This is a genomic window from Kitasatospora sp. NPDC087315 (assembly GCF_044744345.1).
GTDB lineage: Bacteria > Actinomycetota > Actinomycetes > Streptomycetales > Streptomycetaceae > Kitasatospora.
This window is the reverse complement of sequence record NZ_JBIUYD010000003.1, coordinates 233,775-249,435: the sequence shown is the minus strand read 5'-3', so window position 1 is coordinate 249,435 and position 15,661 is coordinate 233,775. Positions and strand designations below refer to the sequence as shown.

The 15,661-nt window shown below is 75.3% G+C and carries 11 protein-coding genes; 3 read left to right on the top strand and 8 right to left on the bottom strand.

What is annotated here, in order from left to right; translation table 11 throughout:
- Positions 1 to 138: 138 nt before the first annotated feature.
- Positions 139 to 1,716, bottom strand: a complete 1,578-nt coding sequence (gene purH, locus ACIO5D_RS06130) for a bifunctional phosphoribosylaminoimidazolecarboxamide formyltransferase/IMP cyclohydrolase (RefSeq protein ID WP_363605579.1) — start codon at positions 1,714 to 1,716, stop codon at positions 139 to 141.
- A complete protein-coding gene (gene purN / locus ACIO5D_RS06125) occupies positions 1,713 to 2,372 on the bottom strand; it encodes a phosphoribosylglycinamide formyltransferase (protein WP_400794032.1) in 660 nt (219 codons plus the stop codon). The genes purH and purN overlap by 4 nt, the downstream gene beginning before the upstream one ends.
- 344 nt (positions 2,373 to 2,716) lie before the next feature.
- Here purN and ACIO5D_RS06120 point away from each other — a divergent pair, with 344 nt between their 5' ends.
- Positions 2,717 to 3,367 carry a hypothetical protein gene (locus ACIO5D_RS06120; RefSeq protein ID WP_400653106.1) on the top strand — a complete coding sequence of 217 codons (651 nt, stop codon included), beginning with the start codon at positions 2,717 to 2,719 and terminating at the stop codon, positions 3,365 to 3,367.
- Positions 3,368 to 3,443: 76 nt separating this feature from the next.
- On the opposite strand, the gene ACIO5D_RS06115 is transcribed toward ACIO5D_RS06120, so the two are convergent.
- Entirely contained in the window at positions 3,444 to 4,784 is a 1,341-nt protein-coding gene (locus ACIO5D_RS06115) for a DUF6350 family protein (RefSeq protein WP_400794031.1), read from the bottom strand.
- Between the two features lie 135 nt (positions 4,785 to 4,919).
- Between ACIO5D_RS06115 and ACIO5D_RS06110 the strand changes: the two genes are divergently transcribed.
- Entirely contained in the window at positions 4,920 to 6,710 is a 1,791-nt protein-coding gene (locus ACIO5D_RS06110; protein WP_400794030.1) for a LuxR C-terminal-related transcriptional regulator, read from the top strand.
- A 72-nt stretch (positions 6,711 to 6,782) separates the two neighbouring features.
- Here the strand turns inward: ACIO5D_RS06110 and sucD are convergent, their stop codons facing one another.
- The 5 genes from sucD to ACIO5D_RS06085 all read right to left on the bottom strand — a co-directional run bounded on the left by sucD (position 6,783) and on the right by ACIO5D_RS06085 (position 13,809).
- Positions 6,783 to 7,664: a succinate--CoA ligase subunit alpha gene (gene sucD / locus ACIO5D_RS06105; RefSeq protein ID WP_363605572.1), complete on the bottom strand. Its 882-nt coding sequence runs from the start codon at positions 7,662 to 7,664 to the stop codon at positions 6,783 to 6,785.
- 18 nt (positions 7,665 to 7,682) lie between these two features.
- On the bottom strand, positions 7,683 to 8,855 hold the full coding sequence (gene sucC / locus ACIO5D_RS06100; protein WP_400653101.1) for an ADP-forming succinate--CoA ligase subunit beta: 1,173 nt from the start codon (positions 8,853 to 8,855) through the stop codon (positions 7,683 to 7,685).
- 314 nt (positions 8,856 to 9,169) lie between these two features.
- Complete coding sequence (locus ACIO5D_RS06095; protein WP_363605570.1) at positions 9,170 to 10,342, bottom strand: VWA domain-containing protein; 1,173 nt, start codon at positions 10,340 to 10,342, stop codon at positions 9,170 to 9,172.
- Positions 10,343 to 10,367: 25 nt separating this feature from the next.
- The gene (locus tag ACIO5D_RS06090; protein WP_400794029.1) at positions 10,368 to 12,689 is read right to left on the bottom strand and encodes a DUF5682 family protein; all 2,322 of its coding nucleotides are present in this window, start codon (positions 12,687 to 12,689) and stop codon (positions 10,368 to 10,370) included.
- A 37-nt stretch (positions 12,690 to 12,726) separates the two neighbouring features.
- Entirely contained in the window at positions 12,727 to 13,809 is a 1,083-nt protein-coding gene (locus tag ACIO5D_RS06085) for an AAA family ATPase (protein ID WP_400653096.1), read from the bottom strand.
- A 176-nt stretch (positions 13,810 to 13,985) separates the two neighbouring features.
- Here ACIO5D_RS06085 and ACIO5D_RS06080 point away from each other — a divergent pair, with 176 nt between their 5' ends.
- Positions 13,986 to 15,296 carry an SWIM zinc finger domain-containing protein gene (locus ACIO5D_RS06080; RefSeq protein WP_400794028.1) on the top strand — a complete coding sequence of 437 codons (1,311 nt, stop codon included), beginning with the start codon at positions 13,986 to 13,988 and terminating at the stop codon, positions 15,294 to 15,296.
- Positions 15,297 to 15,661 lie beyond the last annotated feature (365 nt).

The following is a 15,661-nucleotide window of genomic DNA, read 5'->3' as shown; positions in this document are numbered from 1 at the left end:
AACCCGGGTAGGCGGCGGGGGGGGCCCGCGGGGCCGGCCGCCCCCGTGTTGAAAAATATTAACGCCCCCCCCCACCACCGGGGGCCCCGGCCCCCCCGGGGGGGGGCCCCGGGCCGCTCTGTCACGCCGTCACCGGGATCAGTGGAAGAAGTGGCGGGTGCCGGTGAAGTACATGGTCACGCCGGCCTCGGCGGCGGCCGCGATCACCTCTTCGTCGCGGATCGAACCGCCCGGCTGCACCACGGCCTTCACGCCGCCCTCGATCAGGATCTGCAGGCCGTCGGCGAACGGGAAGAACGCGTCGGAGGCCGCGTACGAGCCCTTGGCCCGCTCGCCGGCCCGCTCGACCGCGAGCTTCGCCGAGTCGACCCGGTTGACCTGGCCCATGCCGACGCCCACCGAGGCGCCGCCCTTGGCCAGCAGGATGGCGTTGGACTTGACCGCCCGGCAGGCCCGCCAGGCGAAGGCCAGCTCGGCCAGCCCGGCCTCGGTCAGCGCCTCGCCGGTGGCCAGCGTCCAGGTCGCCGGGTCGTCGCCCGCGGCGTGCACCCGGTCGGCGTCCTGGAGCAGCACGCCGCCGGAGATCGGGCGGACCTCCTGGCGGTTGGCCGGTGCCTCGGGGGCGAGCAGCACCCGGAGGTTCTTCTTGCGGGCCAGCACCTCGACGGCGCCGTCCTCGTACGCCGGGGCGACGACGACCTCGGTGAAGATCGGCGCGATCTGCTCGGCCAGTTCGACGGTGACCGGGCGGTTGACGGCGATCACGCCGCCGTACGCGGAGACCGGGTCGCACTCGTGTGCCTTGCGGTGCGCCTCGGCGACGTCGGCGCCGGTCGCGATGCCGCACGGGTTGGCGTGCTTGATGATCGCGACGGCCGGCTCGGCGTGGTCGTACGCGGCGCGGCGGGCGGCGTCGGTGTCGACGTAGTTGTTGTACGACATCTCCTTGCCGTGCAGCTGCTCGGCGCCGGCCAGGCCCCCGGTGCCGTCCACGTACAGCGCGGCGCCCTGGTGCGGGTTCTCGCCGTAGCGCAGCACGTTCTGCCGCTCCCAGGTGGCGCCCAGGAACTCGGGGAACCGCTCGTCGCTGGGCGCGTAGCCGGCCTCGAACCAGGAGGCGACCGCGACGTCGTACGCGGCGGTGTGCGCGAACGCGGCACCGGCCAGGCGCTTGCGGGTGGCCAGGTCGAAACCGCCCTCCTGGGCGGCCTTCAGGACGTCGCCGTAGCGGGCCGGGTCGACCACGACGGCGACCGACGGGTGGTTCTTGGCGGCGGCGCGGACCATGCTCGGGCCGCCGATGTCGATCTGCTCGACACACTCGTCCGGGGTGGCGCCGGAGGCGACCGTGGCCTTGAACGGGTAGAGGTTCACCACGACCAGGTCGAAGGGCTCGACGCCCAGTTCGGCCAGCTGGGCGCGGTGCGACTCCAGGCGCAGGTCGGCGAGCACGCCGGCGTGCACGCGGGGGTGCAGCGTCTTCACGCGCCCGTCCAGGCACTCCGGGAAGCCGGTCAGCTCGGAGACCTCGGTCACCGGCACACCGGCGGCGGCGATCCGGCCGGCGGTGGAGCCGGTGGAGACGATGGAGACCCCGGCGGCGTGCAGGCCCTGGGCCAGCTCCTCCAGACCGGTCTTGTCGTACACGCTGATCAGCGCACGACGGATCGGACGGATGTTCTCGGAGACAGGGGGGGTGGTGGAGCTGGCACTCATGCCGGGATCCATACCTTTCGGTCCTCGATGCGGTGGCCCTCGCGGGCCAGCCGGCCCACGACGTCGACGAGCAGCTTGCGCTCGACAGTCTTGATGCGCTCGTGCAGCGCTTCGCCGCCATCGGCGTGGTCGGCGTCGGTGACCTCCACGACGCCCTGCGCGATGATCGGCCCGGTGTCCACTCCGGCGTCGACCAGGTGGACGGTGCAGCCAGTGACCTTCACTCCGTACGCGAGCGCGTCGGGGACGCCGCGCGCACCGGGGAAGGACGGCAGCAGTGCGGGGTGGGTGTTGACGATCCGTCCGGCGAAGGCCTCGATGAACCCGGGGCCGAGGATCTTCATAAAGCCTGCCGTGATTACCAGGTCCGGCTCGTACGTCGCGACGGAGGAGGTCAGCGCGCGGTCCCAGCCGGCCCGGTCGGGGAAGTCCTTCACCCGGTGCACAAAGGTCGGCAGGCCGGCGCGGTCCGCGCGCTCCAGGCCCGCGATGGCGTCGCGGTCCGCGCCGACGGCCACGATCTCCGCTCCGAAGGCCGGATCGGCGACGGCGTCGATCAGCGCCTGCAGGTTGGTGCCCGAACCGGAGACCAGCACCACCAGGCGGGCCGGTCCGGGCTTGCGGGGCGGGAAGAGCTGAGCGGGGGCGGCGGCCACTGCGCGATTCTCCGTAGGTCAGGGGCCGCCCGCTGGTACGTCCACCGGCGGTGGGGCCACTACGAACGGCAGGTCGAGCGAGGGGGAACACCCGGGAAACCCGCCGCGACGCGGGCCCGCGGGAACCTGGGTGAGCTGCTGACCGTCACCACGATAACGGCTGGTCGGACGGCCTCCGAAACACCCGGACGGCGCTACGCGCGTAGTTGAGACGGGGATCTCTCCGGACCACCCACCGCGGATCCGGACCCCGACCGCGGGCCCCCGAATCGGCCCACGCGCGGCTGCGGGATCATAGGGTGCGTGGGCACCTGCCCCACGAACCGAGAAGGAATGGCTGAACCATGAGCAGCGGTGACAACACCGGCGAGCGCAACCCCTTCGCGCCGCCGCCGGCGGATGCCCCGGACCAGCCGTGGCAGCCGCGCACTCCCCCGCCCGCCGAGGGCGGGGAGGCACCCGACGACGCGGCCTCCGAGGAGCGTCCGCAGGTCCCGCCGCCGCACCCGTGGAGCCCGGGCCACCAGGGCGGCGGCTGGCACCCCCGGCCGCCCGCGCCGCAGCAGCCCCGGCTCGACCCCGGCGACCCGGCCCAGCGCCGGGCCCGCAACGCGGCCCTGGCCGGGATGGCGTCGCTGGTCTGCGCGATCGCCGGGATCTACTACGTCGCGCTGTTCGTCGGCGCGCTCGCCATCCTCTGGGGCGTCAACGCGATGCGGGCGCCCAAGCCGGCCGCCGGCACCACCACCACCGGCGGCACGCCCACCGCGGCCGCCGCCGTGCCCGCCACGCCGAACCCGCTGACCCCGGCGGCGCTCGGCGGTGTGCTCACCGGGGCGGTGACGGTGGTCTTCGTGTCCTGCGTGATCGGGCTCAGCCTGTACTACAACGACTACGTCACCTGCGTCCGGGACTCGCTCACCGCGACCGGCGAGCAGGGCTGCGACCGGCTCGCGCCCAAGTGGTACGTGGACATCGCCACCAAGGGCGAGTAGGCAGCGGCCCGTCGAGGGGGCAGGTCGGCCGGGGCGGTCGGCGGCGGGAACGGTCGGCGACAGGGGCGGGCAGGGCTCAGCCCGCGCCGTCCGCGCGCCCGCCCAGCCGCACCACCACCGCGTACGCCCGGGCGCGCAACGCCAGCGCGCTCCGGCGCGCACGACCCGCGAGCGCCGGGCCACCACGCAACGCCCCGAACCGCACCAGCAGCGCGCCCGGCACCGCCACCGCGGCGACCCAGCCCGCGGCCGCCAGGCCCGTCCGCCACGGCACCGGGCCCAGCCGAGCCATCCGGCCGCCGGCCAGCGCGCCGCCCGAGAGCCCGCCCAGCACCGCCGCCGCGGCGCCGGTCAGCAGCGCCGCCGCCAGCACCGCCGCGACCGTCGCGACCGGATGCCACGGGGCGCCCTCGCCGCGCCGCCCGGCCGCCGCCCGGCCCAGCAGCAGGGCCGGCACCACCCCGGCCAGCGCGGGCAGCAGGCAGGCGAGCAGCCGCCAGCCGCCCGCGCCCGACTCCGGCAGCAGCGCGAACAGCGGGAACTCGGGCACCGGCCCCAGCACCGTGCCGGACGGCGCCACCACCGTCCCGGCCCCGGCGGCGAAGCCCGGGCCCAGCGCGTACGCCGTGCCCCAGAGCACCGCGTTGGGCAGCAGGACCAGACTGAGCAGAACCAGTCCGGCCACGGCGGCCGGGCCGGCGGCGAGCGGGGTCGCCCCGCGCCCGCCGCCGGCCGCCGCGTCCAGCAACGCCGCCACGGCGACCACCACCCCGCCCGCGGCCACCAGGGCCGCCCCGGCCGCCAGCGCCGCCGCACGGACCACGGGCGCGCCGCCGGTGGCGCGGGCCCAGACCGGCACCCGCCCGCAGAAGGCCGACCAGCACGCCCGGCCGCGCTCCCCCGACCGGACCGAACGGACACCCGCGGCGGTCGCGGCGGCGGCCAGCAGCGCCACCGCCAGCACGTCCGGCAGCACCCGGCTGCGGAACGCGCCGCCGCCCGAGCACTGCACCACCACCCCGGCCGCCACCGCGCAGTAGCCGGCCCAGACCGCCACCGGGCCGCTCCGGCGCGCCCGCAGGCCCCGGCGGGACGCCACCCGGGCGCCCATGCGGTGGAGCTGACCCACCGCCAGCAGGCCGAGCAGCAGCGGGGTGACGGTCAGCGGGGCGTCCGCACCCCCGCGCAGCACCGGCGCGCCGTGCCCGAGCAGCCAGAGCGCTCCGGCCAGCCGGGCGGCGCCGGGCGCACCGTCGTCCGCGTACGGGGTCACCACCCAGAGCCCGAGCACCGGCACCGCGACCACGGCCAGGCCGAGCAGCGCCGTCCGCACCCCGACGAACAGGTCGGCCAGCACGGGTCTGGCGCCCAGTTCGCCCGGCACTTCCAGGATCGGACGGCCCATCAGCTGCGTCATGCGCCTCATGGTGCCAAGGCGACTCGCCATGCTCCGTGAAGGGGCAAACCGCCGTCGTGTCCCAGATTATTGGCTTATGCGCATTTTCAGACCATGCTCTCACGCCGCCGCCCCCACTTCGGCGCGGAACGTCTGATGACCACCCCGCCGACCGCCGAGCGCCCCGACGGCTCCCCCGCCGACGGCCAGCCCGCGCCGCAGGACCGTTCGGGAAAGGGCCGGTCCGGACCCGGCCGCACCGCGAAGGCCGCCGGAGACGCCGGCGCCACCGCCCGCACCGAGGAGGAAATTTTCCGGCTGCTACGGCGGCTGACGCCGCGTGAGGTCCAGGCGCTGGCCCACCTCGCGGCCGGCCAGGACCTCGCCCGGTCGGCGGCGGCGCTCGGGGTCACCCCGGACACCGTCCGCGGCTGGCTGCACCGGGCCATGCGGAAGCTCGGCACCCGGACCCCTGCCGAGGCCGCCGCCCTCGCCGCCCTGCTGAGCCCCGCGCGGACCGCGCCCGCGGGGAACGGGCCGGACGGAACCGCCGGGCCCGACGAACCTCCGGGCGTACGCACCGCCGGGCCGGGCGCCGCGACCGCCGGGGACCGCCCGGAGCCGGGTGGCGGCCCCGCCCGGCGGCCCCCGGTGGTCGGCACGGAGCGGAGGCGGCAGCCGCCCGGTACCGGCTCCCCCGACAGGGCGGGCACCCGGCCCGCGGACCCGGCCCGGCCGGGCGACGGGCGACAGCCCGTCGTCGGCACCGGGCAGCGGCCCGCGCCGACGGACGCCAGGCCCCCCGGTGAACCGGCCTCCCGTCACGGCGCCCATGACGGCTACGGTGCCCACGACCGTCAGGGGGCCGGCGCCGGGCACCCGCCCGCGTGGTCCGCGGTCGCCCCGGCCCCGCCGCCCGCCCCGGCGGTCCGCGCCCCCGTCGCCTCGTTCGAGGAGTCGTACGAGACCGCCCACACCCGGCTGGTGCAGCAGGTGTTCCTCGTCGCCACCTGCAGGCACCGGGCCGTGCACTGCGTCGGCCGGGCCTTCGGGGAGGCCCGGCGGCGGTGGGAGGAGGTGGTGGCCGGCGGCGACCCGGAGGTCTGGGTCCGGGTGCGCGCCTGCGACCTGGCGCTCTCCCCCTGGCACCGGGGCGGTCCGCGCCGGGCGCACGTCTGGCGGCTGCCGCACCGGCGGATCAGGGTCCGCCCGGCCGACGAGTCCCAGCCGGTGCTGCCGGACCACGACCGTCTCACCGACCGCGACCACGCCCTGCTCAAGGCGCTCAAGCGGCTCTCCCGCCCGCAGCGCCGGGCGCTGGTGCTGCACGACGGGCTGGGGCTGCCCGCCACCGCCGTCGCGGTCGAGGTGGAGTCGACGCTGACGGCCGCCGAGGGCCGGGTCTGGGCCGCCCGGACGGCGCTGGCGCACTGGGTGCCGGACCTGGTCGGGCCGGATCCGACGGCGGACGGCTTCGCCGACCGGCTCAGCGGGCTGCTGCACCGGGCGGCCGTCCGCGCCTGCCCGGAGCCGCACCGCTCACCGGTCCCGGTGCTGCGCGCACGCAGCGGGCTGCGCAACGCCGCCCGGACCGGGGCGGCGGCGCTGCTCACGGTGGCGGTGAGCGGTGCGGCGGTGGCGACCCTGGCCGGCGAAGGGCCGTCGGTGCTGTTCCGCCCGTCCGCGCCGCCCACCCCGGTGCTCTGCGTCCCGGCCGAGAAGGACGCCGTCCCGGCCCTCCCCGACGGCCCGGAGCCCGGTGTCCGCAGTTTCTGGTGCAGCACCGCCCCGGGCGTCGAAGCCGTCATGGTGGCCCCCCCGCCGCCCCGGGCCGCCCGCCCGTGGGAGCTGACCACCACCAGGCACGCCGCGCCGCTGCCGCCGCCGCCCGGGCCGGTGGACTGCACCCGCCGGCCGCTCCGCCCCTGCGCGGCGGACGACGGCTGAGCACGGCGGAGGCGGAAACGTCGAGCGCCCCTGCCCGGACCGGACAGGGGCGCTCGACGAGCGGGGCGAGCGTCAGCCGATGAGCTCGCGCGCCAGGCGGGCGGTCTCGGACGGCGTCTTGCCGACCTTGACACCGGCGGCCTCGAGGGCCTCCTTCTTCGCCTGGGCGGTGCCCGAGGAGCCGGAGACGATGGCGCCGGCGTGGCCCATGGTCTTGCCCTCGGGGGCGGTGAAGCCCGCGACGTAGCCGACGACCGGCTTGGTGACGTGCTCGGCGATGTAGGCCGCGGCACGCTCCTCGGCGTCGCCGCCGATCTCACCGATCATGACGATCAGCTCGGTCTCCGGGTCCTCCTGGAACGCCTTGAGGGCGTCGATGTGGGTGGTGCCGATGACCGGGTCACCGCCGATGCCCACGGCCGAGGAGAAGCCGATGTCGCGCAGCTCGTACATGAGCTGGTAGGTCAGGGTGCCGGACTTCGAGACCAGGCCGATCTTGCCGGACGTGGTGATGTCGGCCGGGATGATGCCGGCGTTCGACTGTCCGGGGCTGATCAGGCCGGGGCAGTTCGGGCCGATGATCCGGGTCTTGTTGCCCTTCGAGCCCGCGTACGCCCAGAAGGCGGCGGTGTCGTGCACCGGGACGCCCTCGGTGATGACGACGGCCAGGCCGATCTCGGCGTCGATGGCCTCGACGACGGCGTCCTTGGTGAACTTCGGCGGCACGAAGATGACGGTGACATCGGCACCGGTCTTCTCGATGGCCTCGGCGACGGTGCCGAAGACGGGCACCTCGGTGCCGTCGACGTCCACGGTGGTGCCGGCCTTGCGCGGGTTCACACCGCCGACGATCCGGGTGCCGGAGGCGAGCATGCGGCGGGTGTGCTTCATGCCCTCGGAGCCGGTCATGCCCTGGACGATGACCTTGCTGTCCTTGGTAAGGAAGATAGCCATGGTGTTAAGTCCCCTTCCTTACTTGTTGGCCAGCTCGGCGGCGCGGTCGGCCGCACCGTCCATGGTGTCCACCTGCTGCACCAGCGGGTGGTTGGCGTCGGTCAGGATCTTACGACCCAGCTCGGCGTTGTTGCCGTCGAGGCGGACGACCAGCGGCTTGCTGACCTCCCCGCCCTTCTCCGCCAGCAGGGCCAGCGCCTGGACGATGCCGTTCGCGACGGCGTCGCACGCGGTGATGCCGCCGAAGACGTTGACGAAGACCGACTTGACGTCGGCGTCGCCGAGGATGATCTCCAGGCCGTTGGCCATGACCTCGGCCGAGGCGCCGCCGCCGATGTCGAGGAAGTTGGCGGGCTTCACGTTGCCGTGCTTCTCACCGGCGTAGGCGACGACGTCGAGGGTGCTCATGACGAGACCCGCGCCGTTGCCGATGATGCCGACCTCGCCGTCGAGCTTGACGTAGTTCAGGCCCTTGGCCTTCGCCGCCGCCTCCAGCGGGTTGGCGGCGGCCTTGTCCTCGAGCGCCTCGTGCCCGGGCTGACGGAACTCGGCGTTCTCGTCCAGGGAGACCTTGCCGTCCAGCGCGATGATCTTGCCCTCACCGGACTTGATCAGCGGGTTGACCTCGACGAGGAGCGCGTCCTCGGCGATGAAGACCTTCCACAGCTTCTGCAGGACCTCGGCGACCTGGTCGGCGACCTCGGCCGGGAACTTCGCCGCGGCGACGATCTCGGCGGCCTTCTCCGGGGTGCAGCCCTCGTTGGCGTCGACCGGGATCTTGGCGAGCGCGTCCGGGTTCTCCTCCGCGACGACCTCGATCTCCACGCCGCCCTCGACGCTGGCCATGGCCAGGAAGGTGCGGTTGGTGCGGTCCAGCAGGAACGAGACGTAGTACTCGTCCCTGATGTCCGCGGTCTGGGCCAGCATCACCTTGTGAACGGTGTGGCCCTTGATGTCCATGCCGAGGATCGCCTCGGCCTTGGCGACGGCGTCCGCCGGGTCGGCGGCGAGCTTCACGCCACCGGCCTTGCCTCGGCCACCCACCTTCACCTGAGCCTTGACGACGGCGCGGCCGCCGAAGCGCTCCGCGATGGCGGCAGCGTCTGCGGCAGTCTCGATGACATCGCCGTCAAGCACGGGCACACCGTGCTTGGCGAAGAGGTCCCTCGCCTGGTACTCGAACAGGTCCACGTGTTTGTCCTTGTTCGTGGTCGCGGATTGTGTCTCTACGAGCGTGCCACGGCAGGATCTTCGCTGCGGGTCGTCGGGGCGGTGCGGGTACGCAGAAGAACGGCCTTGCGGCCCACACAGCCACGGGCGCACACGTCAATCAACACGCGCGTCACGTCCGTCTGGCAGGTTATCCCCGGACGACGGGAGTGTTTCGCCCGGGACCGGCCAGTCTTTGGTGAGAACCGTCACAGCCAGCCTACGGGGGTCTGTCACAGGCCCTGTCCTGCGGCGGACCGGGTTCGCGCATCCGGGTGAATCCGCGCCCCCGGCCGTTACACCCCCTGGTCGGGCACCGGTATCGGGCGCTTCTCGATCGCCGCCGCCATGATCTCCGGGAAGACGTCCGGGGTGCAGGCGAACGCCGGGGCGCCGAGCGCGGCCAGTGCCGCGGCGTGCGCGTGGTCGTAGGCGGGCGCACCTTCGTCGGAGAGCGCGAGCAGCGCGATGAACTGGACGCCGGCCGCCTTCATCGCCGCCACCCGCTTGAGCATCTCGTCGCGGATTCCGCCCTCGTAGAGGTCGCTGATCAGCACCACGACGGTCTCGGACGGGCGGGTGATCCTCGACTGGCAGTAGGCGAGCGCCCGGTTGATGTCGGTGCCGCCGCCGAGCCGGGTGGCGAACAGGACGTCCACCGGGTCGGTGAGCTGCTCGGTGAGGTCCACCACCGAGGTGTCGAAGACGACCAGCCGGGTGTCCAGGCTCCTCATCGAGGCGAGCACCGCGCCGAACACCGCCGAGTGCACCACGGACGGCGCCATCGAGCCGGACTGGTCGATGCAGAGGATGACGTCCTTCTTCACCGCGCGCTGCGCGCGGGCGTAGCCGACCAGCCGCTCGGGGACGACCGTGCCGTACTCGGGCAGGTAGTTCTTCAGGTTGGCCCGGATGGTGCGGTCCCAGTCGATGTCGCGGTGGCGCGGGCGGTTCACCTTGGCGCTGCGGTCCAGCGCGCCGCCCAGGGTGGCCCGGGTGCGGTCGGCGAGCCTGCGCTCCAGCTCGGCGACCACCTTGCCGACCACCGCGCGGGCGGTCTCCCGGGTGGTCTCCGGCAGCGCGTGCTTCAGCGAGAGCAGGGTGCCGACCAGGTGGACGTCCGGCTCGACGGCCTCCAGCATCTCCGGCTCCAGCAGCAGGTGGTCCAGGCCGAGCCGGGTGATGGCGTCCTGCTGCATCAACTGCACGACGGTGGAGGGGAAGTACTCGCGGATGTCGCCCAGCCAGCGCGCCACCTGCGGCGCCGAGCCGCCCAGGCCGGCGCTGCGGCGGCCGCCCGTCGCGGCCCTGCCCTCCGGCGGAGCCCCGCGGTACAGCGCGGCGAGCGCACCGTCCATGGCGGCGTCCCGGCCGCGCAGCGCACAGCCCGTCCCGTCCGCCTCGCCGCCGAGCACCAGCCGCCAGCGGCGCAGCCGTTCCTCGGCGGCGGGGGAGGTGGTCACTGCCATCGGATGCTCCTTCGGTGGGTGCGGATCAGGTGTCGCGGCCGGCGGCCTGCAGGGGAATCCGCGGCAGTCCGCCGGGGAGGCCGAGCAGGAGGGCGAGGGTGGGCAGCGCGGCGTCGGCCCTGGCCTGGTCGAGCAGGGCCCCGTCCGTCCCGGCCGGGGCCGCAGCGGCGTCGAGCGGGCCGGCCGCGACCCGGCTGCCGACCGTGGTGCGCACCCCCGTCTCCAGCGCGGAGAAGGTACGGCGCAGCAGTGGCAGCACATCGGTGAAGACCTCCGCCGGCACCGCCGTCAGCCAGGCGTCGAGCAGGCCGAGCAGCCGGGGGTCGTGCAGCAGCAGGGCCCCGCCGCCGGTGAGGAAGCCCTCGACCCAGCCGGCCGCGTCCGCCGGGGCGTTGGCCACCGAGAGGACCAGGCCCATCCGGCGGCCGGCCTCCTCGGAGCCGAGCCGGCCGTCGTCGAGCAGCAGCCGGACGGCGCGGCCGCGCAGCAGGCCGGGGACGCCCGTCGCCGGGCCGCCGGTGGGCTCGCGACGGGCGAGCGAGCGCAGGGCGGCGGCCCACCGGTCGGCGAGGTCGCCGGAGGCATCGGGGGCGTCGGGGGAGTCAGGGGCGTCGGCCGGTTCCAGCAGGCCGATCGCGCCGTGCACCTCGTCGAGGTGGCCGCGCATCGCCGTGGCGCCGGCCGCGTCAAGACCGGTGCAGGCGGGCGGCAGCCCGACGCAGATCCGGTCGGCGAGACCGGTCGCGGCCTCGGCGAGCGCGCCGTTGTCGGTGCCCCGGACGTCGCCGTAGCGCAGTGCGCGGACCAGGGCGGGCAGGGCGCCCGCGAGGTGGGCGACATCGGTGTCCAGGGCCGCGCAGTCGGCGAGCACCCGCATCACGGCGGGCAGCGCCCCGCCCAGCCCGGCGAGCAGGCAGGTCTCCACCAGGCCGGTGAGTTCGGCGAGTTCGACGGCGGCCCGGGCGGTGCCGACGGCCTTGCCGACCGCCGCGTCCTCGACCGTGGTGCCCCACTGGGCGGCCTCGGCGATCCGGACCGCGAACTCGGGCTGCCAGCAGAGCCGCCAGCTCTCCCGGAAGGTGCCCGTCGAGTGGACGGCGGACCGCACCGGCACGCCCCACTCGACGCCGAGCAGGCGCAGCCGGTGCAGCAGCCGCGAGCGCGCCGCGTCGTTCTCCCTGCGCAGGTCGAGGTCGAGGTCGCGCGGCTCGACGTCCGGCTTCAGCCGCAGGGAGCGCTGCAGCCGGGACAGGTCCCGTTGCAGCGGCACCGCCGGTGCGGCGTCCGGCACCGTGCCGAGCGCGTCGCCGATCACCAGCCGGTCCCGGACCAGCTCCAGCGCGACGTCCGACCCGTAGCACATCACCGACCGGACGGCGTCGAGCGTCTCGGTCAGCCCGGCCAGCGGCCGGCCGCGCATCACCGCCAGCGTGCGGGCCAGCCGGACGGCCTCGATGACGTGCGCGGAGGAGACCGGGTGGTCCTCGGCCCGCAGCAGCTCGGCGGCCCTGGCCAGCCACTTCGGCAGCGGATCGCCCGACGCGGCGAACAGGTGGTGGTACCAGCCCGGCGAGGCGATCCCGGCGCCGTACCCGGTGAGTCGGGAGAGCCGGCGGTGCGTCCAGGGCACCCAGGTGATGTCGGTCCTGACCTTCTTCGGCAGGCCGGCGAGCAGCGCGCGGTCATGGGCGACCGTCGGCATGGCGGCCAGGGCCGGGACGTGGAAGGCGCCGCAGACCACCGCGATCCGCCGGTGGCCGGCCCGCCGGGCGGCGCGGATCTGCTGGCGCATGTACGCCTCCCGCAGCTCGTCGCGCCGCCGCTCCCCGACCCCCTCCTCGCGCAGCGCGGTCATCGCCTCCGCGACGGCCACGAACGGGGCGAACTCGTCGGCGCCGGGCGTGCGGTGCTCGATCACGTCCTCCCACCAGCGCTCCGGGTCGTCGTGGCCGGCCGCCTCGGCGAGCAGCGCGATCGGGTCGCCGGGCACCGCCTCGTCCGGCCCGGGATCCGCCTCCTCCGTCACGGCGAAGCCGTACGCCGCCGGGAGGTCGATGAAGCGGACCGGGAGTTCGCGCTCGACGCCGTAGCGGATCGCCACCCACTCCGGGGAGAACTCGGCGTACGGCCAGAACGCGGCCCTGGCCGGATCGTCCACGGCGTGGGCGAGCAGCGCGACCGGCGGCACCATGTCCTTCTCGCCCGCCAGCCCGATGATCGGATCGGCCTCCGGCGGGCCCTCGATCAGCACCGCGTCCGGCCGCAGCCGCTCCAGCGCGGCGGCCACCGCGCGGGCCGAGCCCGGACCGTGGTGCCGTACGCCCAGCAGCGTCACCTCTGCGCTCATCGCGCCCTCCCTCCCTGGAACTCGAACGACGGCCGTCTCAGCGGGTGTGCTCGCGGGCGGCACGGTAGAAGTCCTTCCAGCCGTCCCGCTCGCGGACGACGCCCTCGACGTACTCGCGCCACACCGCCTGGTCGGCCACCGGATCCCGGACGACGGCCCCGAGAATGCCCGCCGTGACGTCGCCGGCCCGCAGCACGCCGTCGCCGAAGTGGGTGGCCAGGGCAAGCCCGTTCGTCACGACCGAGATCGCCTCCGCGGTCGACAGCGTCCCGCTCGGGGTCTTCACCTTCGTCCGGCCGTCCGTCGTGATCCCGGCCCGCAACTCGCGGAAGACGGTGACCACACGCCTGATCTCCTCGGCGCCGCCGGGCAGCTGGGGCAGCTCCAGCGAGCTGCCGAGCTGGTTGACCCGGCGGGTGACGATGTCCACCTCCTCCTCCAGCGAACCGGGCAGTGGCAGCACCACGGTGTTGAACCGCCGGCGCAGGGCGCTCGACAGCTCGTTCACGCCCCGGTCCCGGTCGTTGGCGGTGGCGATCAGGTTGAAGCCCCGCACCGCCTGCGTCTCGCCGCCCAACTCCGGTACCGGCAGCGTCTTCTCCGACAGGATCGTGATCAGGCTGTCCTGCACGTCCGCCGGGATGCGGGTCAGCTCCTCGACCCGGGCGATCTTCCCGTCGGCCATCGCCCGCATCAGCGGCGACGGCACCAGCGCGTCCCGGCTCGGACCGTGGGCCAGCAGCTGGGCGTAGTTCCACCCGTACCGGACCGCCTCCTCCGGCGTGCCCGCGGTGCCCTGCACCAGCAGCGTCGAATCACCGCTGATCGCGGCCGCGAGATGCTCCGACACCCAGGTCTTCGCGGTACCCGGCACGCCGAGCAGCAGCAGCGCGCGGTCCGTCGCCAGCGTCGTCACCGCGACCTCGACCACCCGGCGCGGGCCGATGTACTTGGGCGTGACCACGGTGCCGTCCGGCAGCTCGCCGCCCAGCAGATAGGTGGCGACGGCCCACGGCGACAGCTTCCAGCGCTCGGGGCGCGGACGGTCGTCCTGCGCGGCCAGCGCGGCCAGTTCGGCAGCGAACGCGTCCTCCGCGTGCTGCCGCAGAACGTCGGTCATAAGGGCTCCTTCGGGTCGGCCGCCGGACACACCTGTGGCAGGCGGCGAGGTGATCGGGGGGAGCCAGGTCGGCGTCCCGGCCTGCGAGAACCACCATGCACCGGGCCACTGACAATCCTGATCGGCCCTCAGTTCGACCGCTCCGGCTGTCAGTCCCCCCGCCTACCGTCGTCGGCATGGAGGAACGCTGGAGCACCGAACACGTCCTGTCCCTCGCGCCCGACGCCGCGTCACGGAAGGCGGCGGGCAAACTCTCCTCGGCCGCGCCCTGGTCCGGTACCGGCACCGACGGCACCGCGCTCTGGGGCGCGTGCAAGGGCAGCGGCAGCACGCCGTACCGCACCGCCGTGGAGCTGGCCACGCCCGCCTACACGTGCACCTGCCCGAGCCGGAAGTTCCCGTGCAAGCACGCGCTCGGACTCCTCCTGCTCTGGAGCGGCACCCCGGAGGCCGTCCCGGACGGCGCCAAGCCCGCCGACTGGGCGTCCGAGTGGCTGAAGGGCCGCCAGAACCGCGCCGAGCGGCGCGCCGCCAGGGCCGACACCCCGGCCGACCCGGCCGCCGCCCGCCGCCGGGCCGAGAAGCGCTCCGCCCGGGTCGCCGCCGGCGCCGGCGAACTGCGCCTCCGGCTGGCCGACCGGATCCGCCACGGCCTGGCCGACGGGAGCAGCGCCGGCCCCTGGGACGAGGTCGCCGCCCGTATGGTCGACGCCCAGGCCCCCGGCCTCGCCACCCGCGTCCGCGAACTCGACACCACCCCGCAGGACAGCCTCCTGGAGGAGTACGCCATGCTCCACCTGCTCGCCACCGCCGCCACCCGGGTCGACGAACTGCCCGACCCGCTCGCCGCCACGGTCCGCGCGCGGGTCGGCTACACCACCGACACCGCCGAACTCCTCGCCGGACCCACCGTCCGCGACCGCTGGCACGTCCTCGGCAGCCGCGACACCGCCGACGAACGCCTCACCACCCGCCGGCTCTGGCTGCGCGGCGCCAAGACCGGCCGGCTCGCCCTCCTCCTCGCCTTCGGCCGCCCCGGCCAGGCCCCCGACCTCGCCCTCCCCACCGGCCACCTGCTGGAGGCCGACCTCGCCTTCCACCCCGGCGCCCGCCCCCTGCGCGCCGCCCTCGGCGCCCGCTACGGCACCCCCGAACCCGGCCCCGCCGCACCCCCCTCGGGCCTCAGCCCCGCCGAGGCCGTCGCCACGTACGGCGCCGCCGTCGCCGACGACCCCTGGCTCGACACCTGGCCCACCGTCCTCACCGCCGTCGTCCCCGTCCTCACCCCCGACGGCTGGCACCTGACCGACGGCCACCACACCCTCCCCGTCCGCCGCACCACCACCCCCGAACCCGCCCTCTGGCGCCTCGCCGCCGTCTCCACCGGCCGCCCCCTCACCGTCTTCGGCGACCACGGCCACCAGGGCTTCACCCCCATCACCGCCTGGGGCCAGGACACCCGCCCCATCAGCCTCACCACCCCGTAACCCCCGGCCTCCCTTCCCCCCACCGCTCACCCACCCACCCGCTCCCGCCCCTTCCTTCCCCCCTCCTCCCGCCCCCCCTTCCCTCCCACCCACCACCCGACCAGGGCGAGAGGGACGCGCTGCGGGAGGGGGCGGCGTACGGGGTGGTCGCGGAAGGGGGCGTGGCGGGTGATTTTCAGACTGCCAACGGCGAAAGCGCCCACCAACAGAATCGGCAGTCTGAAAATCATCCAGCCCCCGGAGCGACCACCCCGGGAGCCGCCCCCCCCCCCCCCCCCCCCCGGGGGCCGCCCCCCCCGGGCCGCCCCCCCCCCCCCGGGCGGGGGGGCGGGCCGGCCGCCCCCCCCCGCCGCGGGGGGGGGGCC

What these genes read in the sequence shown, in the direction of transcription:
- sucD (WP_363605572.1), bottom strand. Translation starts at nt 7,664, where the DNA reads ATGGCTATCTTCCTTACCAAGGACAGCAAGGTCATCGTCCAGGGCATG.
- ACIO5D_RS06120 (WP_400653106.1), top strand. Translation starts at nt 2,717, where the DNA reads ATGAGCAGCGGTGACAACACCGGCGAGCGCAACCCCTTCGCGCCGCCG.
- ACIO5D_RS06080 (WP_400794028.1), top strand. Translation starts at nt 13,986, where the DNA reads ATGGAGGAACGCTGGAGCACCGAACACGTCCTGTCCCTCGCGCCCGAC.
- ACIO5D_RS06115 (WP_400794031.1), bottom strand. Translation starts at nt 4,784, where the DNA reads ATGACGCAGCTGATGGGCCGTCCGATCCTGGAAGTGCCGGGCGAACTG.
- ACIO5D_RS06095 (WP_363605570.1), bottom strand. Translation starts at nt 10,342, where the DNA reads ATGGCAGTGACCACCTCCCCCGCCGCCGAGGAACGGCTGCGCCGCTGG.
- purH (WP_363605579.1), bottom strand. Translation starts at nt 1,716, where the DNA reads ATGAGTGCCAGCTCCACCACCCCCCCTGTCTCCGAGAACATCCGTCCG.
- ACIO5D_RS06110 (WP_400794030.1), top strand. Translation starts at nt 4,920, where the DNA reads ATGACCACCCCGCCGACCGCCGAGCGCCCCGACGGCTCCCCCGCCGAC.
- ACIO5D_RS06090 (WP_400794029.1), bottom strand. Translation starts at nt 12,689, where the DNA reads ATGAGCGCAGAGGTGACGCTGCTGGGCGTACGGCACCACGGTCCGGGC.
- ACIO5D_RS06085 (WP_400653096.1), bottom strand. Translation starts at nt 13,809, where the DNA reads ATGACCGACGTTCTGCGGCAGCACGCGGAGGACGCGTTCGCTGCCGAA.